Origin of the sequence: Methylomonas montana (assembly GCF_030490285.1) — a bacterium.
Taxonomy (GTDB): domain Bacteria; phylum Pseudomonadota; class Gammaproteobacteria; order Methylococcales; family Methylomonadaceae; genus Methylomonas; species Methylomonas montana.
Window position 1 is genome coordinate 315966 of record NZ_CP129884.1, and the last position, 24431, is coordinate 340396.

Annotated in this window: 17 protein-coding genes, 2 tRNA genes and 2 rRNA genes; 18 read left to right on the forward strand and 3 right to left on the reverse strand. The window is 49.8% G+C overall.

Annotated elements, in window-relative coordinates:
* Positions 1 to 27: 27 nt before the first annotated feature.
* Positions 28 to 1392, forward strand: coding sequence for a S41 family peptidase (locus tag QZJ86_RS01540; RefSeq protein WP_301935922.1), 1365 nt, complete (start codon positions 28 to 30; stop codon positions 1390 to 1392).
* Between the two features lie 90 nt (positions 1393 to 1482).
* Here the strand turns inward: QZJ86_RS01540 and QZJ86_RS01545 are convergent, their stop codons facing one another.
* Positions 1483 to 1938, reverse strand: a complete 456-nt coding sequence (locus QZJ86_RS01545) for a DUF934 domain-containing protein (protein WP_301935923.1) — start codon at positions 1936 to 1938, stop codon at positions 1483 to 1485.
* Entirely contained in the window at positions 1925 to 3577 is a 1653-nt protein-coding gene (locus QZJ86_RS01550) for a nitrite/sulfite reductase (protein ID WP_301935924.1), read from the reverse strand. Before QZJ86_RS01550 ends, QZJ86_RS01545 begins: the two co-directional genes overlap by 14 nt.
* Positions 3578 to 3789: 212 nt before the next feature.
* Between QZJ86_RS01550 and nhaD the strand changes: the two genes are divergently transcribed.
* From nhaD to rpmE, 3 genes are all read left to right on the forward strand, one after another.
* Complete coding sequence (gene nhaD, locus QZJ86_RS01555) at positions 3790 to 5097, forward strand: sodium:proton antiporter NhaD (RefSeq protein ID WP_301939074.1); 1308 nt, start codon at positions 3790 to 3792, stop codon at positions 5095 to 5097.
* Positions 5098 to 5360: 263 nt separating this feature from the next.
* Positions 5361 to 6707 carry an AmpG family muropeptide MFS transporter gene (locus QZJ86_RS01560; RefSeq protein ID WP_301935925.1) on the forward strand — a complete coding sequence of 449 codons (1347 nt, stop codon included), beginning with the start codon at positions 5361 to 5363 and terminating at the stop codon, positions 6705 to 6707.
* Positions 6708 to 7079: 372 nt separating this feature from the next.
* Entirely contained in the window at positions 7080 to 7280 is a 201-nt protein-coding gene (rpmE, locus tag QZJ86_RS01565) for a 50S ribosomal protein L31 (protein WP_081607938.1), read from the forward strand.
* A gap of 73 nt (positions 7281 to 7353) precedes the next feature.
* Here rpmE and QZJ86_RS01570 read toward each other — a convergent pair whose 3' ends face one another.
* Positions 7354 to 9714: a penicillin-binding protein 1A gene (locus QZJ86_RS01570; protein ID WP_301935926.1), complete on the reverse strand. Its 2361-nt coding sequence runs from the start codon at positions 9712 to 9714 to the stop codon at positions 7354 to 7356.
* A 212-nt stretch (positions 9715 to 9926) separates the two neighbouring features.
* On the opposite strand from QZJ86_RS01570, the gene QZJ86_RS01575 reads away from it, so the two are divergent.
* The 14 genes from QZJ86_RS01575 to QZJ86_RS01640 all read left to right on the forward strand — a co-directional run bounded on the left by QZJ86_RS01575 (position 9927) and on the right by QZJ86_RS01640 (position 24391).
* On the forward strand, positions 9927 to 10988 hold the full coding sequence (locus QZJ86_RS01575) for a pilus assembly protein PilM (RefSeq protein ID WP_301935927.1): 1062 nt from the start codon (positions 9927 to 9929) through the stop codon (positions 10986 to 10988).
* Complete coding sequence (locus QZJ86_RS01580) at positions 10988 to 11560, forward strand: PilN domain-containing protein (protein WP_301935928.1); 573 nt, start codon at positions 10988 to 10990, stop codon at positions 11558 to 11560. The genes QZJ86_RS01575 and QZJ86_RS01580 overlap by 1 nt, the downstream gene beginning before the upstream one ends.
* Positions 11557 to 12171 (forward strand): type IV pilus inner membrane component PilO, encoded by a 615-nt coding sequence (locus tag QZJ86_RS01585; RefSeq protein WP_301935929.1) that lies wholly within the window; start codon positions 11557 to 11559, stop codon positions 12169 to 12171. The genes QZJ86_RS01580 and QZJ86_RS01585 overlap by 4 nt, the downstream gene beginning before the upstream one ends.
* On the forward strand, positions 12171 to 12725 hold the full coding sequence (locus QZJ86_RS01590) for a pilus assembly protein PilP (RefSeq protein ID WP_301939076.1): 555 nt from the start codon (positions 12171 to 12173) through the stop codon (positions 12723 to 12725). Before QZJ86_RS01585 ends, QZJ86_RS01590 begins: the two co-directional genes overlap by 1 nt.
* Before the next feature lie 3 nt (positions 12726 to 12728).
* Positions 12729 to 14990 (forward strand): type IV pilus secretin PilQ, encoded by a 2262-nt coding sequence (gene pilQ / locus QZJ86_RS01595; protein ID WP_301935930.1) that lies wholly within the window; start codon positions 12729 to 12731, stop codon positions 14988 to 14990.
* 170 nt (positions 14991 to 15160) lie between these two features.
* Positions 15161 to 15265, forward strand: coding sequence for an LPS translocon maturation chaperone LptM (gene lptM / locus QZJ86_RS01600; RefSeq protein ID WP_301939077.1), 105 nt, complete (start codon positions 15161 to 15163; stop codon positions 15263 to 15265).
* Between the two features lie 3 nt (positions 15266 to 15268).
* Positions 15269 to 16516: a diaminopimelate decarboxylase gene (gene lysA / locus QZJ86_RS01605; protein WP_301935931.1), complete on the forward strand. Its 1248-nt coding sequence runs from the start codon at positions 15269 to 15271 to the stop codon at positions 16514 to 16516.
* Between the two features lie 7 nt (positions 16517 to 16523).
* Positions 16524 to 17354 carry a diaminopimelate epimerase gene (gene dapF, locus QZJ86_RS01610; protein WP_320415857.1) on the forward strand — a complete coding sequence of 277 codons (831 nt, stop codon included), beginning with the start codon at positions 16524 to 16526 and terminating at the stop codon, positions 17352 to 17354.
* A complete protein-coding gene (locus QZJ86_RS01615) occupies positions 17351 to 18040 on the forward strand; it encodes a DUF484 family protein (RefSeq protein ID WP_301935932.1) in 690 nt (229 codons plus the stop codon). The genes dapF and QZJ86_RS01615 overlap by 4 nt, the downstream gene beginning before the upstream one ends.
* A gap of 5 nt (positions 18041 to 18045) precedes the next feature.
* A complete protein-coding gene (gene xerC / locus QZJ86_RS01620) occupies positions 18046 to 18939 on the forward strand; it encodes a tyrosine recombinase XerC (protein ID WP_301935933.1) in 894 nt (297 codons plus the stop codon).
* A gap of 403 nt (positions 18940 to 19342) precedes the next feature.
* Positions 19343 to 20876: ribosomal RNA gene (locus QZJ86_RS01625) — 16S ribosomal RNA — on the forward strand.
* A gap of 61 nt (positions 20877 to 20937) precedes the next feature.
* Positions 20938 to 21014: transfer RNA gene (locus QZJ86_RS01630), tRNA-Ile, on the forward strand.
* A 35-nt stretch (positions 21015 to 21049) separates the two neighbouring features.
* A tRNA-Ala gene (locus QZJ86_RS01635) sits at positions 21050 to 21125 on the forward strand.
* A gap of 371 nt (positions 21126 to 21496) precedes the next feature.
* Positions 21497 to 24391, forward strand: a 23S ribosomal RNA gene (locus tag QZJ86_RS01640).
* The 16S and 23S rRNA genes sit together here with 2 tRNA genes alongside, the layout of an rRNA operon.
* Positions 24392 to 24431: the final 40 nt, after the last annotated feature.

The window sequence follows — 24431 nt, forward strand, 5'->3', positions numbered from 1 at the left end:
GAACAGGTTGTTGGAGTTTTAAAACACATGCTAAAAAACAGAAATATTTTGATTTTATTGGTCGGTTTTATTTTGGGCGCGACGCTGAGTTTGTGCAGCAGCGTCCTGGCGGAAAAGGAAGCGCCTGTTTCGACAAAAGGTGAGGATTTGCAGGCCTTGCCCTTCGACGAGCTGAGGACTTTTACCGAGATATTCGGCCGAATCAAGCAGGATTATGTCGAACAGGTATCCGACAAAAAATTGTTGGAAGATGCGATTCGCGGCATGCTGTCTGGTCTGGATCCGCACTCCGCTTATCTGGCTAGCGAAGAATATAAGGAGTTGCAAGAAGGTACCACGGGCCAATTCGGTGGCTTGGGGATTGAAGTCGGCATGGAAAACGGTTTCGTGAAAGTGGTTTCGCCGATTGACGATACTCCCGCGCAACGTGCAGGCATCAAAGCAGGTGATTTGATCGTGCGTCTGGATGATAAGCCGGTTAAAGGCATGACATTGGCCGATGCGGTAAAAGTCATGCGTGGCGAGCCGGGTAGCGAGATTGTGTTGACCGTTGTTCGCGAAGGCGAAGAAGCACCTTTGAAATTTACATTGACCCGCGACATTATCAAAGTCAAAAGCGTTAAAAACAAACTGCTGGAAAAAAATTACGGTTACTTGAGAATCAGTAGTTTTCAATCAGGCACGGGCCAAAGTTTGTTGGAAGCGGTTGACGAGCTGAAAAAAGAAAACGACGGCCCGTTGAAGGGTGTCGTGCTGGATTTGCGTAACAACCCTGGCGGCGTATTGAACGCAGCTGTCGATGTTAGTGATGCGTTTATCGATTCCGGTTTGATTGTTTATACCGAGGGCCGAATCAAAAATTCCGAAATGCGTTTTAGCGCTACCCCGGACGACGTGATTAACGGTGCGCCGATTGTGGTACTGATCAATGGCGGTTCGGCTTCGGCATCGGAAATCGTTGCCGGTGCGTTGCAGGATCACAAACGTGCCATCATCATGGGTGAGAAGTCGTTTGGTAAAGGCTCGGTGCAAACCATCTTGCCAACCAGCAACGGCGCAGCGGTTAAGCTGACCACGGCTCGTTATTTTACCCCGTCAGGTCGTTCGATTCAGGCGCAAGGCATCGAGCCTGATGTAACCTTGGCAAGGGTCAAGCTGGAGTCGCTTGATAAGGCTAAGATCGAAGCCGTTAAAGAAGCGGATTTATCTCACCACTTGAGCAACGGTAACGCCAAGCCAGAGAAAAAGTCCGAGGAAGAGGATAAAGATGACGCCAAGGATCAGTCCGAAAAAGATGGCGATGCCGCTGAGTCTTCGGAAACTGAAATCCGCGACTATCCTTTACATGAAGCGTTGAATCTGCTGAAAGGTATCAGCATCATGAAAAAGTAAGTTAGTCGGCAAAGAAAAACCCGGTAGGCGATTCGCCTGCCGGGTTTTTTTATGTCTTAACGTTTGCGACGAAAAGTCGCTGTCTCGCGCTTAGTTGGTCGATGCCTGATAGCGTACCGAAAAGTCGTTCATGGCTTCCAAGGCCAGATTGATGTCGTCTGGATTGCTAAACTCGAAAGCGTTTACGCCGACGCGCGACAAATAGAACACTTGATCCGGCAGATATTGGCCTACGGCTCTGATTTCGCCTTGATAGCCGTCGCGGTTGCGCAATAAGCGGGCTTGTGAAAAAAGCCGGCCATCGCCGAACATCGGAAAATCGAGTTCGATTAATGCGATATTGGCCAGGTCGGCTGCTAACGATTCGATTTGATTGCTAGGGTTCAAACGAACGCCGGTTTTGCCGGGGCGTTTGAGTAATTGATCTTTGTCGGCAAGCCAGCGGGCTAATGTCACCGTAATATCGCCGCTATCGTCGAAAGCACAATCGTCGGCGATAAAAGTCCAAGTATTTTCTACCAACTGTTGGTCTTTAATGATTTGCATAAACTCTTTCTTTAAATGGTTCCAGGCCAACGCGCTTAACGGTTTGCAAAAAGGGCTCGTCTTCGAGGCGTTGCTGGATGTAAACGTCCAATATGGTCGTGATGACGGCGGTGATTTGATCTTTGGCGACCGAAGGGCCCAGGCGTTCGCCTATCGCGGCTTCGTTTTCTGATGAGCCGCCCAGTGTGATTTGATACCACTCCTCGCCGTGTTTATCGACGCCGAGAATGCCGATATGGCCGACGCTTTGATGAGCGCAGCCATTCATGCAGCCTGACATATTGATTTTAATGTCGCCGATGTCGTGGATGTAATCCAGGTCATCCAGAGCTTCATTGATTTTTTTGGCGACGCCGATCGAGCTGGCGTTGGCCAACGAACAAAAATCCAGGCCTGGGCAGCAAATCATGTCGGTGACGGTGCCGATATTGGGCGTTGCCAATTTAATCGCATCCAACTGTTGCCAGACGCTGAATAGATCGGTTTGTTTGACGTCCGCCAAAACCAAGTTTTGCCGGTGAGTGCTTCTGATTTCGCCAAAGCTGTATTGGTCCGCCAAATCGGCAACCGCTTCCAGTTGCTCGGCGGTAATGTCGCCCGGCGGCGAATCGGGGGCTTTAAGGGAAACGTAAGCGCCTCGGTAGCCCGATACTTTATGATCAACCGTGTTGTACTTGATCCATTTTGCAAAAGCCGCATTGTCGGCTAAATGTGCGCCGAAGGAGTCGTCGTTGCCGGCTGTCGGGTCGTATGCAGGTGGCGCAAACTGGGCTTTAATTTCCTCTATGCGCTCGCTGCTAAGCACCATTTCATCACGAATACGCTGCCATTCGGCTTCGATCATGGCGGTGAATTTTTCCAGGCCGGTTTCCTTGACCAGGATTTTGATCCGGGCTTTGTATTTGTTATCGCGTCTGCCGAATAGGTTGTATACCCGCACGATGGCTTCCAAGTAAGACAACAGGTCTTGCTTTTTCAAAAACGGTCTAACGGTCTGGCCAATGATGGGCGTTCTGCCCAGGCCGCCGCCGGCTAGGATTCTAAAGCCAACTTCGCCACTATCGTTTTTTGTCAGATACACGCCGATGTCGTGGAATTGTACGGCGGCTCGATCATGGCCGGCTCCGCTAACCGCGATTTTGAACTTGCGCGGCAGGTAAGCGAATTCCGGATGCAAAGTAGTCCATTGGCGAATGATTTCGCAATATGGGCGTGGGTCTTCGATTTCATCCTTGCAAATGCCGGCCAAATGGTCGGAAGTGGTGTTGCGTAGGCAGTTGCCGCTGGTTTGAATCGAATGCATTTGTACGGTGGCCAACTCGGCAAGCAGATCGGGCACGCGCTCCAATGCCGGCCAGTTGTATTGAACGTTTTGGCGGGTGGTAAAGTGGCAATAGCCGCGATCATAATCGCGGGATACCGAGGCTAGCTTGCGCAATTGTTTGGAAGAGAGCAGGCCGTAAGGCACTGCTACGCGCAGCATCGGGGCGTGAGTTTGCACGTACAAACCGTTCATCAGCCGCAAGGCTCTGAATTGGTCGGCGCCGAGTTCGCCGTTTAGAAAACGCTGGGTTTGTCCGCGAAACTCGCTAACGCGCTCTTCGATAAGTGTTTGATCTTGCTTGTTATATTGATACATTTAAAGGCGATGCTTGGTTTACATACTATTTTGCTAGGTATCTGAATAATATACTGGCCGGGATTAAATGACAAAGAATATTGTATGGTGATAACATGCCCGGCTAGTTTTTTCCGCTTTCAATAATGACTAAAACATAGAGGATAAAGGGGGCTATCTTGTTGCGCTTACTGTTAATTTTGGCCGGCTTGCTGTTTTTGCCGGAAATCGCCATGGCTGAAGAGTTTCATAACCTGGGCTTAACCGGAACCGAGCGGGGCATCTATACCGTTCTGATCTTTTTGGTGGCGTATGGTTTCGTGATGGCGGAAGAGTTTACGCATTTGCGTAAATCCAAGCCGGTGATCTTCGCGGCGGCGGTCATCTGGGGACATGTGGCGATACTAGCTCAGGAAGCAGGCGTTTCGGGAGAAGAACTGCATAAAGCGTTCGAGCACGATTTAAAAGAATATGCCGAATTGATGCTGTTTTTGCTGGTAGCGATGACGTACATCAATTCCATGGCCGAGCGTAATGTGTTCGAAGCGCTGCGTTCATGGCTGATTCGTAAACAGTTTGGTTATAAGCAACTGTTTTGGATTACCGGCATTATCACGTTCTTCCTTTCCTCTGTCGCCGACAATCTGACATCTGCGCTGTTGGTTGGCGCGGTGGTGATGGCGGTTGGCGCGGATAATGAAAAATTTGTGTCGGTCGGTTTTGTCAATCTGGTGATCGCGGCAAATGCCGGCGGCGCGTTCTGCCCCTTCGGCGACATTACTACGTTGATGGTATGGCAGGCCGGTTATGCGGAATTCTTTGATTTCTTCAAGCTTTTCATTCCATCGGTTGTTAACTTTGTGGTGCCTGCATTCTTCATGTCGCAAGCGGTTCCAAATGGTCAGCCATTGGCAACCAACGAAGCCGCTGTGCAATTGAAACCTGGCGCGTGGGTAGTTTGCGGTTTATTTGCCGTAACCATTGGTTTGGCGGTCAGCTTTAAACAATTCCTGCATCTGCCGCCATTCATGGGGATGATGCTGGGTTTGTCTATCTTGATGTTGTACGGTTACAACTTGAAAATCCGTTTCCCAGGCGGCGACGGCTCACGTTTCGACATTTTCAACAAAGTGAAAGAGGCCGAGTGGGATACCTTGTTGTTCTTCTTTGGCGTGGTATTCGCGGTGGGCGGTTTGGGTTATATCGGTTATCTGGAGTTGTTGTCAGGCGCGATGTATGACGGTTTGGGGCAAACCACCGCCAACATTCTGGTCGGTATTATTTCGGCGGTAGTCGATAACATTCCTGTGATGTTCGCTGTATTGAACATGAACCTGGATATGGACTTGTATCAATGGTTGCTGGTGACGTTGACAGCCGGTGTCGGTGGCTCCTTGTTTTCAGTGGGTTCTGCGGCAGGTGTGGCTTTGATGGGGCAATCCAATCACAAATACACCTTCTTTAGCCATCTGAAATGGACGCCGGTTATCGCACTGGGTTATGCGGCCAGTATCCTGACGCACTATTTAATCAACGGCTAAGTTACGCTCGCGATTAAAAATTCGTAATAAATGTAGGGAAAGCGCGTGACAAAAACTGTAGGTAGTTGGCGTGGCGCTTTCTCTATTTATACTCAACGGCGTGTGTTGAGTATGATTTTTCTAGGCTTTTCTGCCGGTCTTCCTTTCTCGTTGGTTTCTTCAGCTTTATCGGTCTGGCTTGGCCGATGGAGATGTTTCTCTGTTGGTCATCGGCTTTTTCAGTTTGGTGGGCGTAGCTTACTCGATTAAAGTATGATTCCTGCATGAGCACACCAACGCACGGCACCCCTTCTTTGCCCTCCGCGCGCCGCAAACGCTCCTCGCTGGAAGTGCTACATGAGCTCAAACAGCCCAAGGTAGCTGTTATGTTGGCGCTGGGCTTTGCCTCGGGCCTGCCCTTCCTGCTGACTGCCAACACCTTCGGCTACTGGCTACGGGACGATGGCACGAGCTTGGTTGCCATCGGGTTCATCTCCTGGGTTGGCTTCGCGTACGCCTTCAAGGTGTACTGGTCGCCGCTGGTGGACCGTATCGACGTGCCGCTGCTGGGCCGTCTGGGGCGGCGTCGCGGCTGGATGCTGCTGTGCCAGATTCTGGTTACCATCGGGCTGCTGGGTATGGCCATTGTCGGGACGGCAGGCGGGCTGGCGGCTATTGGTGCCTTCGCGTTGTTGACGGCCTTCGCGTCAGCCACGCAGGACATCGCCATCGACGCTTGGCGTATCGAATCCGCTTCCGACGACGCCGACGTGGGGTTGATGACTTCGGCGGCGCAGGTCGGATACCGCGTCGCCCTCATTATTACCGACGCCTTGATCATCGCTGCGGCGGCCCGTGTCGGGTGGAGCATGTCGTACGTTGGCATGGCGGTGCTGATGGCGCTGTGCACAGTGGCAACTCTGTTCGCCGCTGAACCCACCCGCGCCGAGGTGGTGCTGGACCAGAAGCCCCCGCTATGGACCTTGCGCGGCCTCGCCGATGCGATCATCGGCCCGTTCATCGACTTCTTCGCCAACCACAAGGTGACCGGACTGGTTATGCTGCTGATGGTGGCGCTCTATCGCCTGCCCGACTTCGTGATGGGGCCAATGTACAACCCGTACTATCACGACCTCGGGCTCTCCAAGGATACGGTAGCCTGGGTGCGTGGCTCATTTGGGCTGGTTGCTACCTTTATCGGCATTGCCGCTGCCGGCCTCAGTGCCGTACGACTCGGCTTGTTGCCGACACTGGTCGCGGGGCTCGTGCTCGAGGGCTGCGGCACGGCGGCATTCGCCTTGCTCAGCGTCAACGTTGGCACGGCGATTTTCGCCACAGTCATGACGCTCGACGCTTTTGCCCAGTCCTTCGCTGGCGTGGCCCTGGTAATCTATATGTCGAGCCTGACCAGCCTGGGCTACACCGCCACTCAGTACGCCATGCTGTCGTCAACCTACGCCTTACTCGGCAAATTCCTGAAAGGATTTTCCGGGATTGCGGTCGAAACGCTCACCCCCGTCTACGGGTTGACGGGAGCCTATGCTGCCGCGTTTGTGGCTACTGGCCTGACTGCGGTCCCGCCCCTGCTGCTATTGCTGCTGCTCTGGCGCGTGCAGAATACCAAGCGATAGCCCTTGCGAACAAAGTATTGACAGCTCCTGATCTGATAGCAAATTACCCGAGGTGTTTGCCAGGCTTTTACGGAGGCTTTCAGAAGCGCTAACGCGCTTTTAGGGTGTTCTGGGCTCCAGTTGTTGATCAGCTGGCGATGCCGTTTTTGGGGCGGATTCTATTGCACAGGCGGAGCTGGATGGTGTTGGCTCAATCAGGCGTTGCCGGCTGTGGTTTTAATTATGTTATTGATGCGGATCGGGGCTGGCGGTGATGGTCTGAGGCGTTGAGTTATGGTTTAACACTGTTTTTGTGTTGCAGATTGCCTGCCGAGATCGTATCATAAGCAGTTCTCTATCAAGTATGTGGCCCTGAACGGGTATGTGAGCGCTATGAAACCAGAAATTCATCCAGAATATAAACAAATTACTGTAACTTGCGGGTGCGGCAATACTTTTCAAACCGGTTCTGTATTGGCGTCGGATTTACACATTGAGGTGTGTTCTTCTTGCCATCCGTTTTACACCGGTAAGCAGCGCGTTGTCGACACGTCAGGTCGCGTAGATAAATTCCGTAAAAAATTCGGAAAATAAAGTTTTCCGAGAAGTGTTGCTCGGCCGTCAATTGTTTGGCGGCCTGTGTTTTTTGAGTTGTTCGGCTTTCCGTTTAGAATAATGCTTCTTCCGGAAAGTGCTCCTCGTCTATCATTTCTTCCGCTTGTGGGGCCGATGCTGCTGTCGGTACCGTTTCTTCAGTAAAATATTCCCAAATACCTCCCTTCTGGTTAGGCTCAAGTAATAGCCCATCCGCGGGATTGATATAGGCTTGGACAATACCATCCGGTTGCAGCAGCGGCTTTTCCGGAAAACTTTGTTCTACTGATTTCATGAATTTGATCCACATCGGTAAAGCCGCTTTGCCTCCGGTTTCACCGCGCCCCAGCGGCAATGAGTTATCGAATCCCAGCCACGCAGAGGCGACAATATCGGTGGCGAAGCCATTAAACCAGGCGTCTCTTTGTTCGTTGGTGGTGCCGGTTTTACCGGCTAAGTCGTTTCGGCCCAATTGTTTGGCTTGCGTTGCGGTTCCGCGCTGAACGACGTCGCGCAGCAAGCTGTTTGCTAAGAAATTAATTTTTGCTGAAATGGCTCGTGGAGCTCGATGATTTTGCCCCAGATCTAGTTCGGGGCAATCGTTGCAGGCCGTAGGGGGGGAGGCTTGAAATAATGTCTTACCCTGATGGTCTTCAATACGTTCGATTAAATAAGGCGTTATCAGAAAGCCGCCATTCGCAAACACCGCATACGCGGAAGCCATTTTTAAAGGTGACGCATAACCGCTACCCAAGGCCAGAGACAATGTGCCAGGCAGTTGTTCCCTGTCAAAACCAAAACGCATGGCGGTATCGATGGCGGTGGATATGCCTATTTCTTGCAATAAGCGAATAGACACCAAATTAATGGATTCGCGCAATGCAACGCGCAACGGCGTAGGGCCTAGAAAACGGCGATTGTAATTTACCGGTCGCCAATCGTTTTCCAGGGAAGGATCCTCTATCACGATAGGAGCGTCGTTGATAATACTGGCCGCAGTAAAGCCTTTTTCCAGTGCGGCGGTGTAGATTATGGGTTTGAAGCCCGAGCCTGGCTGACGTTTGGATTGCGTGGCGCGGTTGTATTTGCTGTGTTGGAAATCAAAGCCACCGCATAGCGCCAGAATTGCTCCGTTGTTGGGATTGAGGGCAACAAAAGCCGCTTCGGCTTCCGGAATTTGTGAGAGTGCCCATTCCTTTTCTGGTAGCTGCCTGACCCAAATAATGTCATTTGATTTTAAAAACCTGCCAGCCCTGATGTTTTTTTCTCGGAAAGCTCCAGCCCATTCAATATTTTTCCAGAGGATATTGATCTGAGTATTGTCAGATAGTTTTGCGGTAACACCGGAGTCTGACACGGCTGTTATCAGTGCTTGCCGGGTATCGCCAATAATGTTGTCCTCCAGCTGAGCGTTATTTTTTTTTGTGTTTTTATAGGGCAAGCCTCGATAGCCGTGCCGTTCGTCGTATTCGTGCAGAGTTTGTTGTAAGGCTTGGTCGGCGGCCATTTGAAGTTGGCTGGGAACGGTGGTATAGACTTTCAAGCCCAAGGTATAAGCCGTCTCGCCATATTGGGACATGATTTCCTGTCTAACCATTTCCGCGATATAGGGGGCTGGTAATTCAACATCAATTGGCTGAATCACGGACTCGTCGGCAGCGTTGATAGCAAGCTCGTAATCGCGTTGACCGATGTATTGCAATTCAAGCATGCGGCGGAGTACGTAATTTCGCCTTTCCATGGCGCGCTGCGGATTGGTTATCGGGTTGTAGATCGAGGGAGCTTTGGGCAGGCCGGCAATCATTGCCTGTTGGTGCAAGGCTAACTCAGAAATATCCTTGCCGTAGTAAGTTTGGGCGGCTGCGGCTGCGCCGTAAGCGCGCTGGCCCATATAAATTTTGTTTAAATAGAGTTCCAAAATTTGATCTTTTGAATATTGTCTTTCGATCTTCAGTGCTAGGATGATCTCCTTAAGCTTACGTAAGTAAGTTTTTTCATTACTGAGCAAAAAATTGCGGGCAACCTGCATGGTAATGGTGCTTCCCCCTTGCCGCTTCTTGCCAGTTAGTGCAAGTTGCTTAATCGCCCGCGCTAGCCCTTTGAAATCGACGCCGTTATGTTTATAGAAGCGGTCGTCTTCGGCAGCGATAAATGCTTTCAATTGACGATCCGGAATTTTTCCAATCGCCAAGGGGATTCTGCGTTTTTCGCCAAATTGGGCTATTAGTAGGTTATCTTGGCTATAGATGTTCAAGGGCATCTGATATTGAACATGTTGTAACTGGTCAATATCAGGTAATTCCTTGTCGAGTTCGACAAGGAAAAAGTAACTGGCGATCAGGAACGTGCTTGAAAAAGCCATAAAAAAGAAGGCCAGCCACTTTATCAGTGTCTTGATCAGCGATTTTGGTTTGGGTTCTTTCTTGATGGGCACTGAAATTAAAATGCACTGCTAAAATGGCAAACTTCTAATCAAGTTAACCCTTTTTGCTGTCGTGAACAACCTAAAGTTAGTTGTAAAGTGGTTTATCTAAGAGGATGAAAATAAAAAAACCAACTATACTTCCGTTTCATCTGGGTTCTGCAAGCCTCTTCTGTGCATGCGTGAGCTAATTTCAACTTTCTATGATTCAAAAGGGTTCATTCATGAGCTGGTTTAGCAGGAATCCGTCGGCTGTGCTAGGTGTGGATATTAGTACTGCGGCGGTTAAATTGTTGGAATTAAGTCGGGTCGGTGCGCGCTACAGAGTGGAAAGTTATGCTGTAGCGCCTTTGCCTCAAGATGCAATCGTCGACAAGAACATCACCAATGTCGAACAAATCGGTGCTGTGATTAAAGCCGCCGTGAAGCAATCCGGTACTCGCGCCAAACTGGCGAGTGTCGCGGTTGCCGGTTCGTCGGTGATGACCAAGATTATTTCGATGCCGGCTTCCTTGTCCGATGCCGAGATGGAAGAGCAGATCATGGTTGAGGCCGATCAATATATCCCCTATTCGTTGGATGAAGTGAATTTGGACTTTGAAGTCCAAGGTGTCACCAAAAATAGTCCGGAAATGGTTGATGTCTTATTGGCGGCCTCTCGGCGGGAAAACATCGAAGATCGTGTTGCCGCATTGGCTTATGCCGGATTAAAGGCAGTTGTTGTCGATGTCGAGGCATTTGCCATGGAAAACGCATTTTCATTATTGGCCGATCAGTTACCGGAAGGCATAGGCAATATGACGGTGGCAATTGCCGATATTGGCGCCACCATGACGTCCTTAAATATTCTGCACGACGGTAAAACTGTTTATACCCGCGAACAAGGCTTTGGTGGCAAACAACTTACCGAGGAAATTCAGCGGCGCTATGGCCTCTCTTACGAAGAGGCCGGTTTAGCAAAGAAGCATGGTGGTTTGCCCGATAATTACGTGGCGGATGTGCTCGATCCTTTCAAAAAAGCCATGCTGCAGCAAATTGCCAGATCGTTGCAATTTTTCGTCTCTTCCAGTGCGAATCGCGGCGTCGACGCGCTGATCCTTGCCGGAGGCTGTGCTTCAATCGCCGGTCTGGATAAATTAGTGGAACGGGATTTGGGGATCCCTTCTTATACGGCGAATCCATTCATCAACATGGCGCTTTCCAATCGCGTCAAACCACAAAGTCTAAGCAACGATACGCCCGCCATGATGATAGCTTGTGGTTTAGCGTTAAGGAGTTTCGATTAATGGCTAGAATCAATCTACTCCCTTGGCGCGAAGAACTGCGCAAAAAACGCCAGAAAGATTTTATCGCCGGTATTGGCGCGGGCATTTTGGCGACAGGCCTGATTTTTATGGCTGTCTATATGTACATAGAAGGCATGAAAGAATATCAGGCGCGTAGAAATACCCTGTTACAGAATGAAATTGCGATTTTGGATAAACGCATTCAGGAAATTAAAGAAATAGAAGATAAGAAAAACAAGCTGTTGACTAAGATCGAAGTGATCCAAAAACTGCAGGAAAGCCGGCCGGAAGTGGTGCATCTATTCGATGAATTGGCAAAAACCACGCCTGAGGGGATTTATCTCACTAAGTTTACGCAAGTTGGCGCGGTTTTAACGCTGGACGGTAAGGCGGAGTCCAACGCGCGAGTATCCGCCTATATGCGAGCTATCGATAACTCGCCTTGGCTCAATACTTCAGTGTTGACCGTTATACGGGGAGAAGGCAAGAAAAACGGTGTGATGAACGACTTTAACCTGACGGCCAAGCAAGGCAAGAAAGCTGATAAGAATCAGGCGGGAGCGGCCAAATGAATTTGTCTGAAATTAATTGGGATGTTAATGCGGCGGGTAATTGGCCGACACCCATCAAAGTTATCGCAATATTGATTATCTCTGCTCTGGCTGCGGCGGCTGGCGTATATTTTCTGACGGTGCCTCAACTGGATGAGCTGGAGATACTTGAGCAGCAGGAAGTCAGTCTGAAAAGCGCGTTTGAGGTCAAACAGAAAAAGGCGGTGAATTTGCAGGATTACCGCGATCAGTTGGATCAAATCGAAGCGTCGTTGGGCGAGATGTTGAAACAGATGCCGACCAAAGCGGAAGTGGCGAGTTTGCTGGTCGATATTTCCCAGACCGGTTTGGCCAGCGGACTGGAGTTTAAATTGTTTCAGCCCAATGCCGAAGTTAACAAAGAGTTTTATTCTGAGTTGCCGATTGCCATTCAGGTGGTAGGTCAGTACGAAGAGTTGGGTTTATTTGTCAGCGGCTTGGCATCTTTGCCCCGAATTGTCACCGTTCATGATGTGGTCATGTTGCCGCTAGGTAAAGAGGGTAAGGATGGCATGACGATGTCGGCAACGATAAAAACCTATAACGAAGGTGAAGCTGCTGGGCAGGCTGTTAAGAAAAGGAGGGGGCCATGATGCGCGGCGGATTTAAAATAGCTGGAATATTACCGTGCGTGAGTGTGTTGTTAATCGGAATGACCGGTTGTGGAGGGGATGATTTCAGCGATCTGAATAAATACATTCAGGATGTAAAAGCTAGACCCAAGTCTGCAATCGAACCATTGCCGGAAATCAAGGTAGTGGAATCGTTTATTTTTAAACCGGATGGTTTGCGCGATCCTTTTAGGCCGATCGAAAGAAAGGATGATGAGACTAATATAGATGTTTCCGGTATTAACGGTGTCAAGCCAGATACGGAACGCAGAAAAGAGGAATTGGAAGCATATCCGCTGGATACCTTGCGCATGGTTGGCACCCTGCGAAACGAAAAAGGTTTTTGGGGATTGGTTAGAGCTAAGGACGGGACCATTCACCGGGTACAAGTGGGTCATCATATGGGACAAAATTACGGAAAAATTCTGCGTATTCTCGATGACAAGATAGAGCTAATGGAGATCGTACCGGATAAGCCAGGCACTTGGCGTGAACAACAGTCTTCACTGGCATTGGCCGATGAGAAAGGGTTATAGATAATGAGAACTCAACAAAATAATAAAGAATGGAAATTTGCGGGCCATGTTGTTTGGCGCTTATTGGCAACGTTGTTGGTGCTGCTATCGGTGCAATCCACGCTAGTCAGAGCGGACGATGGGGTGATCAATAATTTGGAATTTTCCACCCTGGCTGGCAATCAGGTACAAGTCCAATTGGAAATGGGCGGGCCGGTCATACCACCGAAAATATTCCAGACAGACAATCCGTCCAGAATTGCATTGGATTTTGCCGGTGTTAGAAGTAATCTGGTCAAAAAAAATTTTCCGATCAATCAAGGTGCCGCAGGTACCGTCTACGTGGTTGAAGCTTCCGGACGTACCCGGGTCATTATCAATCTGGTTGAAAAAGTACCCTATGAAACCAGGATCGAGGGCAATAAGTTTTATGTGGTATTGAAGTCCACTGGAGCTGTCGCGGCAGTTAGCCATGCTGTACAGCAAACATCGGCAAATAAAGACTCAGTGATCAGCAAGTTCTTGCCTGAACAAAACATCAAAAGTATCGATTTTAGACGAGGTCCTAACGGTGAGGGGCGCTTGTTAATTGGCCTATCGGCACCTAATACCGTGGTCGATACCAAGCAACAGGGCGGGAAAGTTGTATTGAATTTTCTCAATACAAAATTGCCTGGCTCTTTGGTCAAGAGTTTTGACGTGTCTGACTTTGCTACGCCGGTGCAAAAGATCGAAGCATCTCCAAGGGGGGATAGCGTTAATATCGCGATTACGCCGAACAACGGCAATTACGATTACTCATCTTACCAATCCGATAATTTATTGACGGTCGAATTTAGGCCATTGACGCCGGCGGAAAAAGAAGCCCAACAAAGAGAAAAATTTCCTTATGTTGGCAACAAATTGTCACTGAATTTTCAGGATATCGAGGTGCGTTCGGTATTACAAATTCTGGCCGATTTTACTGAGCTTAATATTATTGCCGCCGATTCCGTGGCCGGAAATGTGACGCTACGCTTGAACGATGTGCCTTGGGACCAAGCCTTGGAATTGATCTTAAAGTCGAAAGGTCTGGCGAAAAGACAAAGCGGCAATGTGGTGATGGTGGCGCCGGTTGCCGAAATTATGAAAATCGAGCAGGAAGAGCTGGATTCAAAAAAAATCTTTGAAGAACTTGAGCCTTTAAAAACCGAAAATATTCAGATCAATTATGCGAGAGCCGGTGAAATTTGCGGTGTGTTGATAGGGGTCGGTAATAACTCGCAAGGTGGTCAGTCCGGCGCCGGCGGCGGCACTAGCGGCGCAGGCGGCGGTTGTGGTGGTGGCGCAGGTGGCGGTCTAGGTGGTGGGGCGCAGCCGGGTTTGGGCGGGCTGCCTGGGCAAGCTGGTGTGGCGACGAGCATGAGATTGCTTTCACCGCGCGGCACAGCCATTGTCGATGCTAGAACCAACACGCTGATTGTCAAGGATACTGCGAAGGCCATGGAAGACATTCGTAAAATGATCAAACTGCTGGATGTGCCAGTACGGCAGGTAATGATTGAGTCGCGGATTGTGATTGCCGATACTTCGTTTGCCCAAAATCTGGGTACCAAGTTCGGCGTGGCTCATAAAGCCGATGTGAACAGTGGCACTCAGTATGGCATGACAGGCAGCGGTGTGGAAACCAGCGAAAATTCGCAAATTTTAGCGGATATGGGGTCTGCATTGGCGGCGTCTAGTGGCGGTGCATTGGCTTTGACTCTGGCCAGAGGTGCCGATTATTTGTTGAATCTCGAAATCAATGCTTTGCAGGACGATGGTAAAGGCGAGTTGGTATCCAACCCTCGGGTTATGACCAGTGATAGGGTGGAGGCATCCATCAAGCAAGGGGTGCAAATTCCTTACCAAACTCAAAGTCAAGCTAGCGGTCCGGTGACCGAGTTGGTCGATGCGGTATTGGAGTTGAAAGTTACGCCGCAAATCACGCCAACCGGCAGCGTCATCATGCTGCTCGATATTAAGAAGGACTCTCCGGGAACGCCTTTGGCGACCGGTGGCAATGCGACGGTGCCGATCGATACTCGACAATTGAAAACCAAAGTGCAGGTTGAAGATGGCGAAACGGTCGTATTGGGCGGTATTTATGAATCGACTGTACAGGATTCTTACAATACCGTTCCTTGGGTCTCGGACTTACCGGTAATTGGCTGGATGTTCAAAAAGAGTATCAAAACCGATAACAAAAAAGAGTTATTGGTATTTATTACCCCCAAAGTGGTGAAAGATTCTCTAACTGCTAAATAATTTAACGTTAGGCTGTATTGTGGAGAGGGGGCTTCTTGCCCCCTTTTTTTATGGATTGGTGAAGCGATTGTTGGCGTATGCGTTCGTTCCTTTTGTGGTTGTGGCTGTGCTATATTCGTCAACCCTGTGTATCCGTATCGTTTCAAGCCATGACGAACAACAAATTGATAATGCTGATTTTGTGGACACTGCTGTTACAGGCTTGTGGCCAGACCGGCCCTTTGTATATGCCCGATAGTCCTCCGCCGATTTACGTACCTAAACAAGACCAATAAACCATGGATTTTTTTAATTACCGGCAACACGTATTGTTTGCCGAAGGCATTCCTGTCGACCAAATTGCTGCAAGCTACGGTACTCCTTGCTATATCTATTCGCGGGCCACGCTGGAGAGGCACTGGCAAGCCTTCGATCAATCTTTTGGCGAGCGCCCGCATCTGATTTGCTATGCGGTAAAAGCAAACTCCAATATAGCCATTCTGAATGTGTTGGCGCGATTAGGTTCGGGATTCGACATCGTATCGGTCGGGGAAATGCGGCGGGTATTGGCGGCCGGCGGTAGTCCGGACAAAATTGTATTTTCCGGCGTGGGCAAGCGCGAAGATGAAATTTTAGCGGCGCTGCAAACCGGGATACGCTGTTTTAATGTGGAAGTCAGCGGCGAGCTTGACCGAATCAACCGGCTAGCCGGTCAATTGGGTGTGGTTGCGCCCGTGTCTTTCCGGGTCAATCCCGATGTCGATGCCAAGACGCATCCGTATATTTCCACCGGCTTGAAAGAGAACAAATTCGGTATCGATATCGAGCAGGCGATTCACGAATATCGGCGAGCCGCAAGTATGGCTAATGTTGAAGTGGTCGGTATCGATTGTCATATCGGCTCCCAGCTCATTGAAACGACGCCTTTTTTGGATGCCTTGGATCGAGTGCTGGTGCTGGTCGACTCGTTGCAAGCCGAAGGCATTACGCTACGCCACCTGGATTTAGGCGGTGGATTGGGTATTTGCTATCGCAGCGAACAACCGCCGCAGCCAGCCGATTATATCGAAGCCATCTTGCAACGCCTTGGCAAACGCGATTTTGAAATTTTACTGGAGCCGGGGCGAGCCATCGTGGGTAACGCTGGAATATTGTTGACTAGCGTGGAATATCTCAAGCCCACGGCCAATAAAAATTTTGCCGTGGTCGATGCTGCGATGAACGATTTGATCAGGCCGGCTTTATATGGCGCTTGGCAAGATATTGTTCCGGTGAAGCTTGATAGTAATCAGCCAGCGCTTGAGTGGGATATTGTCGGGCCGGTCTGCGAAACCGGCGATTTCCTGGGTAAGAATCGCTCATTAACGTTAGCGCAAGGCGATTTATTAGCGGTCCGGTCGGCGGGTGCTTACGGATTTACCATGAGTTCCAATTACAACTCTCGGCCGCGAGCGGCCGAAGTGATGGTCGATGGCGATCAAGCTTATCTCATCAGGGCGAGGGAAAGTCTCGATCAATTATGGGTTGGTGAGCAGCTTTTACCGTGAGGTGTTTATGAAGATTAGTTTCACCAAAATGCACGGTTTGGGTAATGATTTTGTTGTGATTGATGGTATCAATCAGCAAATTCAATTGACGGCCTCGCAGATTCGATTCATAGCGGATCGTCATTTTGGCGTGGGTTGCGATCAGTTGCTGTTGGTGGAAAAGCCATTTAGTGACAATGCCGAGTTTAAATATCGGATTTTCAACGCCGATGGTAGTGAAGTTGCGCAGTGCGGTAATGGTGCGCGTTGCTTTGCTCGTTTCGTACGCGACAAGAGGCTAAGCAATAACGATGAGATTGTGGTCGATACCGACGCCGGCCAATTAGTATTGCGGTTTGATACGGAAGGTTTGATTACTGTCAATATGGGGGTGCCGCGGCATCAACCGGCGCAAATACCTTTAAATATTGCCGAACCAGCTAAACTGTATAAAGCAAAGCTGGCGGAGGCGGAGGTTGAGTTTGCCGCCGTTTCCATGGGTAATCCGCATGCGATTATTCAGGTCGATGATGTGGCCATTGCTCCCGTAGCGACTATTGGTGCTCAGTTAGAGTGTCATGAATTATTTCCCGAGCGGGCAAATATCGGTTTCATGCAAATTGTTAACCGGCGGCAAGTCAAGTTGCGCGTATACGAGCGTGGCGCGGCGGAAACTCTGGCATGTGGTAGCGGAGCGTGCGCGGCTGTTGTGGCGGGAATCGAGCAAGGCTTGTTAGAGCACGATGTTCAGGTTGGCTTGCCGGGAGGCGAATTAAAAATCAACTGGTTGGGGCGCGGTCATCCTGTGCTGATGACTGGACCGGCTACCTCAGTATTCGAAGGACAAATACAGCTATGAGTGACGAGCAACAGACGCCATTAACCGACGTGCAAGTTAAAGTTTATTTGCAGGAGCATCCTGAGTTTTTCCAGAATCATCTCGATTTGTTGGAGACTATGCATATCCCGCATCCGAGCGGTAATGCAATATCGTTGATTTCCAAGCAACTCGAGATTTTCAGGGCTAAGCATCAGGAGCAGGAAAATCAATTGACCGCATTGATCGATATCGCCAGGGAAAACGATGCCTCATTCAATCGGATGCATGAATTGACTTTAGCGATGCTTGAGGCGAATTCCTTGGAAGACGCGGTTGCTAATTTGAGCGAAGTATTGGCCGAATGTTTTCTAACCGATTTTGTCGCCATAAAAATTATTAAGGAGCGCCCGGCGTCGCCGATCAGCAATTTATTTGTCAGTTCGGATGACGATAATCTGAAGCATTTTTCCCATGAAATGGCAACGAGTCAGCCGAAATGCGGCAGGCCAACGCTGGCGCAAGCAAGGTTTTTGTTTGGGGATGTGGCGGCTGAAGTTCGCTCGTGCGCGATCATTCCCATGGTGTTTACGCAACTTGATGGGCTATTAGCGATTGGCAGTCGCGATGAAACAAGGTTTCATTACAGTATGGGGAGCATATTTCTTACGCAAATGAGCGAGATTATCGGGACGCGCTTGATTTCTTTGCTACAACAAATGGATTGAGCGTCATGCATGCCGATGCGGACTTAGCGTTACAGTCGTATTTTCGCTATTTGAGCTCAGAAAAGCGCGTTGCCGAACATACATCGTCAAATTATCGGCGAGATTTAATTCGATTTGGGGGCTTTTGTAGTACGCAAGCGCTTATGTATTGGCAGCAAGTGCAGGTAAACGATGTGCGGCGATATATTGCCGGGCGTCACAAAAATGGTATTAGCAGCAAAACAATCCAGCGAGAGCTTGCAGCGTTACGCAGCTTTTATCGGTTTTTAAGCAAAACTCACCAGGTAGAGCATAACCCCGCGCAACATGTGCAGGCGCCAAAGGTATCGAAGAGGCTTCCTAATGTGTTGGATGTTGATCAGATCACCGGAATGCTGAATGCGGCCCCTGATTCGGTTTTAGAGATCCGTGATCTGGCGATGTTCGAATTGTTTTATTCCTCAGGACTGCGATTGAGTGAATTGGTGATGCTTGATCTGGCCGACATCGATTTTAAAGAAGGATTTTTGAGAGTGCGTTTTGGCAAAGGCGGCAAGCAAAGACAGTTGCCGGTTGGCGAGAAAGCACTTGAAGCATTAAAGGTTTGGCTAGGTCATCGGTCTGATGTTTATGAGCAAGCGGTCTTTATTACTGCTCAGGGGCGCCGCTTAACTCAAAGAAGCGTGCAGCTAAGATTGGATCGTTGGGGAAAAAGTAAGGGAATAGCGGAGCATCTCCATCCACATATGTTGCGGCATTCGTTTGCCAGCCATCTTCTTGAGGCTAGCCAAGATATAAGGGCTGTTCAAGAGTTATTAGGGCACAGTAATATCGCCACGACTCAAATATATACGCATCTGGATTTTCAACACCTAGCTGCTGTATACGACCAGGCACATCCGCGTTCACGAAAGGCGTGAAGTTCGCGCGGATAGAATTAATGCTTGACTTGGTGTGAGTGGGATGTATAATGAGCGGCTCTTCACTGCTCAGGCAGGTTGGTTTTGACGGTGAAGCGGTCGACTGGGTTCGGTGGGTTGGTGGTGTTTAGGTTGGTTTTGTTTTTTGGTGTTTCGGTTTTTTGAAATGACTTAAAAATAAATTTGACAAACACTGAAAACGCTGTAGAATATGTCGGCTCAACAGGGCGAAATGCCCTGGCTCTTTAACAAACTAAATCGAAATAATTTGTGTGGGTATGTGTGATGGCTATGTTCTGTATAGAAATAGTCGACACAGAAAACCACGTCAATTCGCAAGAAAAGATGTTCTGTAGTCGAGCCAAGATTGGTTACTAATCTTATTTAGTAACAAGTTAAAATTAAACTGAAGAGTTTGATCATGGCTCAGATTGAACGCTGGCGGTATGCTTAACACATGCAAGTCGAACGGTAGCAGGCCTTCGGGCGCTGACGAGTGGCGGACGGGTGAGTAATGCATAGGAATCTGCCTATTAGTGGGGGACAACGTGGGGAAACTCACGCTAATACCGCATACGCCCTACGGGGGAAAGCGGGGGCTCTTCGGACCTCGCGCTAATAGATGAGCCTATGTTGGATTAGCTAGTTGGTAGGGTAAAGGCCTACCAAGGCGACGATCCATAGCTGGTCTGAGAGGATGATCAGCCACACTGGGACTGAGACACGGCCCAGACTCCTACGGGAGGCAGCAGTGGGGAATATTGGACAATGGGCGAAAGCCTGATCCAGCAATACCGCGTGTGTGAAGAAGGCCTGAGGGTTGTAAAGCACTTTCAATAGGAAGGAATACCTATCGGCTAATACCCGGTAGACTGACATTACCTATACAAGAAGCACCGGCTAACTCCGTGCCAGCAGCCGCGGTAATACGGAGGGTGCAAGCGTTAATCGGAATTACTGGGCGTAAAGCGTGCGTAGGCGGTGATTTAAGTCAGATGTGAAAGCCCTGGGCTTAACCTGGGAACTGCATTTGATACTGGGTCACTAGAGTTTAGTAGAGGAGAGTGGAATTTCAGGTGTAGCGGTGAAATGCGTAGAGATCTGAAGGAACACCAGTGGCGAAGGCGGCTCTCTGGACTAAAACTGACGCTGAGGTACGAAAGCGTGGGTAGCAAACAGGATTAGATACCCTGGTAGTCCACGCCGTAAACGATGTCAACTAACTGTTGGGTTCTTAAAGAACTTAGTAGTGGAGCTAACGTATTAAGTTGACCGCCTGGGGAGTACGGCCGCAAGGCTAAAACTCAAATGAATTGACGGGGGCCCGCACAAGCGGTGGAGCATGTGGTTTAATTCGATGCAACGCGAAGAACCTTACCTACCCTTGACATCCAGAGAATCTGTTAGAGATAGCGGAGTGCCTTCGGGAACTCTGAGACAGGTGCTGCATGGCTGTCGTCAGCTCGTGTTGTGAAATGTTGGGTTAAGTCCCGTAACGAGCGCAACCCTTATCCTTAGTTGCCAGCGCGTAATGGCGGGAACTCTAGGGAGACTGCCGGTGATAAACCGGAGGAAGGTGGGGACGACGTCAAGTCATCATGGCCCTTATGGGTAGGGCTACACACGTGCTACAATGGCCGGTACAGAGGGCTGCGAACTCGCGAGAGTAAGCTAATCCCAGAAAGCCGGTCCCAGTCCGGATCGTAGTCTGCAACTCGACTGCGTGAAGTCGGAATCGCTAGTAATCGCGGATCAGAATGCCGCGGTGAATACGTTCCCGGGCCTTGTACACACCGCCCGTCACACCATGGGAGTGGGTTGCAAAAGAAGTAGGTAGTTTAACCTTCGGGAGGGCGCTTACCACTTTGTGATTCATGACTGGGGTGAAGTCGTAACAAGGTAGCCCTAGGGGAACCTGGGGCTGGATCACCTCCTTACAAAGACAGAGCAACTGTCATACGTACTCACAACAAATTATTTCGATTGAAAGACGCACCTGGGTCTGTAGCTCAGTTGGTTAGAGCGCACCCCTGATAAGGGTGAGGTCGGAGGTTCAACTCCTCCCAGACCCACCAACTAACGAAAAAAGGCGAAAGTCTTTAGTCTATTCGGGGCCATAGCTCAGCTGGGAGAGCGCCTGCCTTGCACGCAGGAGGTCGGGAGTTCGATCCTCCCTGGCTCCACCATCAAGCCAACATCGGTTGAGCGGTGAGTGTGAAAAGTGTCGTCGATGAGAGGTGTCAGAACATCAGCGCTATAGGGTTTTATCTTTAAGGTAAAGATAAAGACTTTATAGCATTGGTATTCGTACCAATAGCTCTTTAACAATATGGAAATCTGTAACTATAGTAACGATCAGCAATGATCGAAACTGAAACGAGTTGCGGTTTATAACGCGTCATTATCGAAAGATAAAGACAAGAAGTAAACGGCATGTCGTTCTCAAGCAGAAAAAATCAGCGAAAATGTCAGCTGACAAATAACTTAAATAGAAAGCCTAGTAAAGCTCAGGATTAACCTCCAAGGCCGAGTGAAAGCAGACGTATTCGGGTTATATGGTCAAGTGAATAAGCGCATACGGTGAATGCCTAGGCAGTAAGAGGCGATGAAAGACGTGGTAGCCTGCGATAAGCTTCGGGGAGGCGGCAAACAGCCTTTGATCCGGAGATCTCTGAATGGGGAAACCCGGCCAACATAAGTTGGTCATCTTTGAGTGAATACATAGCTCACTGAAGCGAACCCGGAGAACTGAAACATCTAAGTACCCGGAGGAAAAGAAATCAACCGAGATTCCCTAAGTAGTGGCGAGCGAACGGGGACTAGCCCTTAAGCTAGAATTAGGTTAGTGGAACGGTCTGGAAAGTCCGGCGATACAGGGTGATAGCCCCGTACACGAAAACCTGTTTTTAGTGAAATCGAGTAGGTCGGAGCACGTGAAACTTTGACTGAATATGGGGGGACCATCCTCCAAGGCTAAATACTCCTTACTGACCGATAGTGAACTAGTACCGTGAGGGAAAGGCGAAAAGAACCGCGGAGAGCGGAGTGAAATAGAACCTGAAACCGTATGCGTACAAGCAGTGGGAGCCCCTTCGTGGGGTGACTGCGTACCTTTTGTATAATGGGTCAGCGACTTACATTTTGTGGCAAGCTTAACCGAATAGGGGAGGCGTAGCGAAAGCGAGTCTTAATAGGGCGTTTAGTCGCAAGGTGTAGACCCGAAACCGGGCGATCTATCCATGGCCAGGCTGAAGGTTGGGTAATACTAACTGGAGGGCCGAACCCACGTCTGTTGAAAAAGACGGGGATGAGCTGTGGATCGGAGTGAAAGGCTAATCAAGCTCGGAGATAGCTGGTTCTCCTCGAAAGCTATTTAGGTAGCGCCTCGTGTATCACTGCTGGGGGTAGAGCACTGTTTCGGCTAGGGGGTCATCCCGACTTACCAACCCGATGCAAACTCCGAATACCAGCAAGTGCCAGCACGGGAGACACACGGCGGGTGATAAGGTCCGTCGTGAAAAGGGAAACAGCCCAGACCGTCAGCTAAGGTCCCCAAATCTATGCTCAGTGGGAAACGATGTGGAAAGGCACAGACAGCCAGGAGGTTGGCTTAGAAGCAGCCATCCTTTAAAGAAAGCGTAATAGCTCACTGGTCGAGTCGGTCTGCGCGGAAGATTTACCGGGGCTAAGCATAGTACCGAAGCTACGGATTTACACGTAAGTGTGAGTGGTAGAGGAGCGTTCCGTACGCCTGCGAAGGTGCATTGAGAAGTGTGCTGGAGGTATCGGAAGTGCGAATGCTGACATAAGTAACGATAAAGGGGGTGAAAAACCCCCTCGCCGAAAACCCAAGGTTTCCTGCGCAACGTTAATCGACGCAGGGTTAGTCGGCACCTAAGGCGAGGCTGAAAAGCGTAGTCGATGGAAAACAGGTTAATATTCCTGTACCAGTAGTAACTGCGATGGGGTGACGGAGAAGGCTATATCAGCGGTCGGTTGGAAGTGGCCGTTTAAGCAGGTAGGCATGCATCTTAGGCAAATCCGGGGTGCTCTATGCCGAGACGTGATGACGAGCGGTTCGAAAGAACAGCGAAGTGATAGATGCCCTGCTTCCAGGAAAAACCTCTAAGCTTCAGGTTACTAGTGGCCGTACCCTAAACCGACACAGGTGGGTGGGATGAAAATTCTAAGGCGCTTGAGAGAACCCAGGTGAAGGAACTAGGCAAAATGATACCGTAACTTCGGGAGAAGGTATGCCCTCATGTCGTGAAGAGACTTGCTCTTGGAGCGAAAGAGGGTTGCAAAAAATCGGTGGCTGCGACTGTTTAGCAAAAACATAGCACTCTGCAAACACGAAAGTGGACGTATAGGGTGTGACGCCTGCCCGGTGCTGGAAGGTTAATTGATGGGGTTATCTTCGGAGAAGCTCTTGATCGAAGCCCCAGTAAACGGCGGCCGTAACTATAACGGTCCTAAGGTAGCGAAATTCCTTGTCGGGTAAGTTCCGACCTGCACGAATGGCGTAACGATGGCCACACTGTCTCCACCTGGGACTCAGTGAAATTGAAATCGCTGTGAAGATGCAGTGTACCCGCGGCTAGACGGAAAGACCCCGTGCACCTTTACTATAGCTTGACACTGGACTTTGAACCTACTTGTGTAGGATAGGTGGGAGGCTTTGAAGCGGGAACGCCAGTTCTCGTGGAGCCAACCTTGAAATACCACCCTGGTATGTTTGGAGTTCTAACCTCGACCCGTTATCCGGGTTAGGGACAGTGTCTGGTGGGTAGTTTGACTGGGGCGGTCTCCTCCTAAAGAGTAACGGAGGAGCACGAAGGTACCCTCAGCCTGGTCGGAAATCAGGCAATGAGTGCAAAGGCATAAGGGTGCTTGACTGCGAGACGGACAAGTCGAGCAGGTACGAAAGTAGGTCTTAGTGATCCGGTGGTTCTGTATGGAAGGGCCATCGCTCAACGGATAAAAGGTACGCCGGGGATAACAGGCTGATACCGCCCAAGAGTTCATATCGACGGCGGTGTTTGGCACCTCGATGTCGGCTCATCACATCCTGGGGCTGAAGCAGGTCCCAAGGGTATGGCTGTTCGCCATTTAAAGTGGTACGCGAGCTGGGTTCAGAACGTCGTGAGACAGTTCGGTCCCTATCTGCCGTGGGCGTTTGAGATTTGAGGGAAGCTGCTTCTAGTACGAGAGGACCGAAGTGGACGAACCTCTGGTGTTCCGGTTGTCATGCCAATGGCATTGCCGGGTAGCCACGTTCGGACAGGATAACCGCTGAAAGCATCTAAGCGGGAAGCCCCTCCCAAGATGAGATCTCACTGGGACTATAAGTCCCCTGAAGGGCCGTCGGAGACTACGACGTTGATAGGCACGGTGTGGAAGCGCAGTAATGTGTGAAGCTAACGTGTACTAATTGCCCGTGAGGCTTGACCATATAACACCCAATGCGTTTGGGTAAGGTCAGACGGCAGTAA

Coding starts and splice junctions, on each gene's coding strand:
- QZJ86_RS01540 (WP_301935922.1), top strand. CDS start 28: ATGCTAAAAAACAGAAATATTTTGATTTTATTGGTCGGTTTTATTTTG.
- QZJ86_RS01615 (WP_301935932.1), top strand. CDS start 17,351: ATGAGTGACGAGCAACAGACGCCATTAACCGACGTGCAAGTTAAAGTT.
- QZJ86_RS01585 (WP_301935929.1), top strand. CDS start 11,557: ATGAATTTGTCTGAAATTAATTGGGATGTTAATGCGGCGGGTAATTGG.
- QZJ86_RS01550 (WP_301935924.1), bottom strand. CDS start 3,577: ATGTATCAATATAACAAGCAAGATCAAACACTTATCGAAGAGCGCGTT.
- nhaD (WP_301939074.1), top strand. CDS start 3,790: ATGGCTGAAGAGTTTCATAACCTGGGCTTAACCGGAACCGAGCGGGGC.
- lptM (WP_301939077.1), top strand. CDS start 15,161: ATGCTGATTTTGTGGACACTGCTGTTACAGGCTTGTGGCCAGACCGGC.
- dapF (WP_320415857.1), top strand. CDS start 16,524: ATGAAGATTAGTTTCACCAAAATGCACGGTTTGGGTAATGATTTTGTT.
- lysA (WP_301935931.1), top strand. CDS start 15,269: ATGGATTTTTTTAATTACCGGCAACACGTATTGTTTGCCGAAGGCATT.
- rpmE (WP_081607938.1), top strand. CDS start 7,080: ATGAAACCAGAAATTCATCCAGAATATAAACAAATTACTGTAACTTGC.
- pilQ (WP_301935930.1), top strand. CDS start 12,729: ATGAGAACTCAACAAAATAATAAAGAATGGAAATTTGCGGGCCATGTT.
- QZJ86_RS01575 (WP_301935927.1), top strand. CDS start 9,927: ATGAGCTGGTTTAGCAGGAATCCGTCGGCTGTGCTAGGTGTGGATATT.
- QZJ86_RS01560 (WP_301935925.1), top strand. CDS start 5,361: ATGAGCACACCAACGCACGGCACCCCTTCTTTGCCCTCCGCGCGCCGC.
- QZJ86_RS01580 (WP_301935928.1), top strand. CDS start 10,988: ATGGCTAGAATCAATCTACTCCCTTGGCGCGAAGAACTGCGCAAAAAA.
- xerC (WP_301935933.1), top strand. CDS start 18,046: ATGCATGCCGATGCGGACTTAGCGTTACAGTCGTATTTTCGCTATTTG.
- QZJ86_RS01545 (WP_301935923.1), bottom strand. CDS start 1,938: ATGCAAATCATTAAAGACCAACAGTTGGTAGAAAATACTTGGACTTTT.
- QZJ86_RS01590 (WP_301939076.1), top strand. CDS start 12,171: ATGCGCGGCGGATTTAAAATAGCTGGAATATTACCGTGCGTGAGTGTG.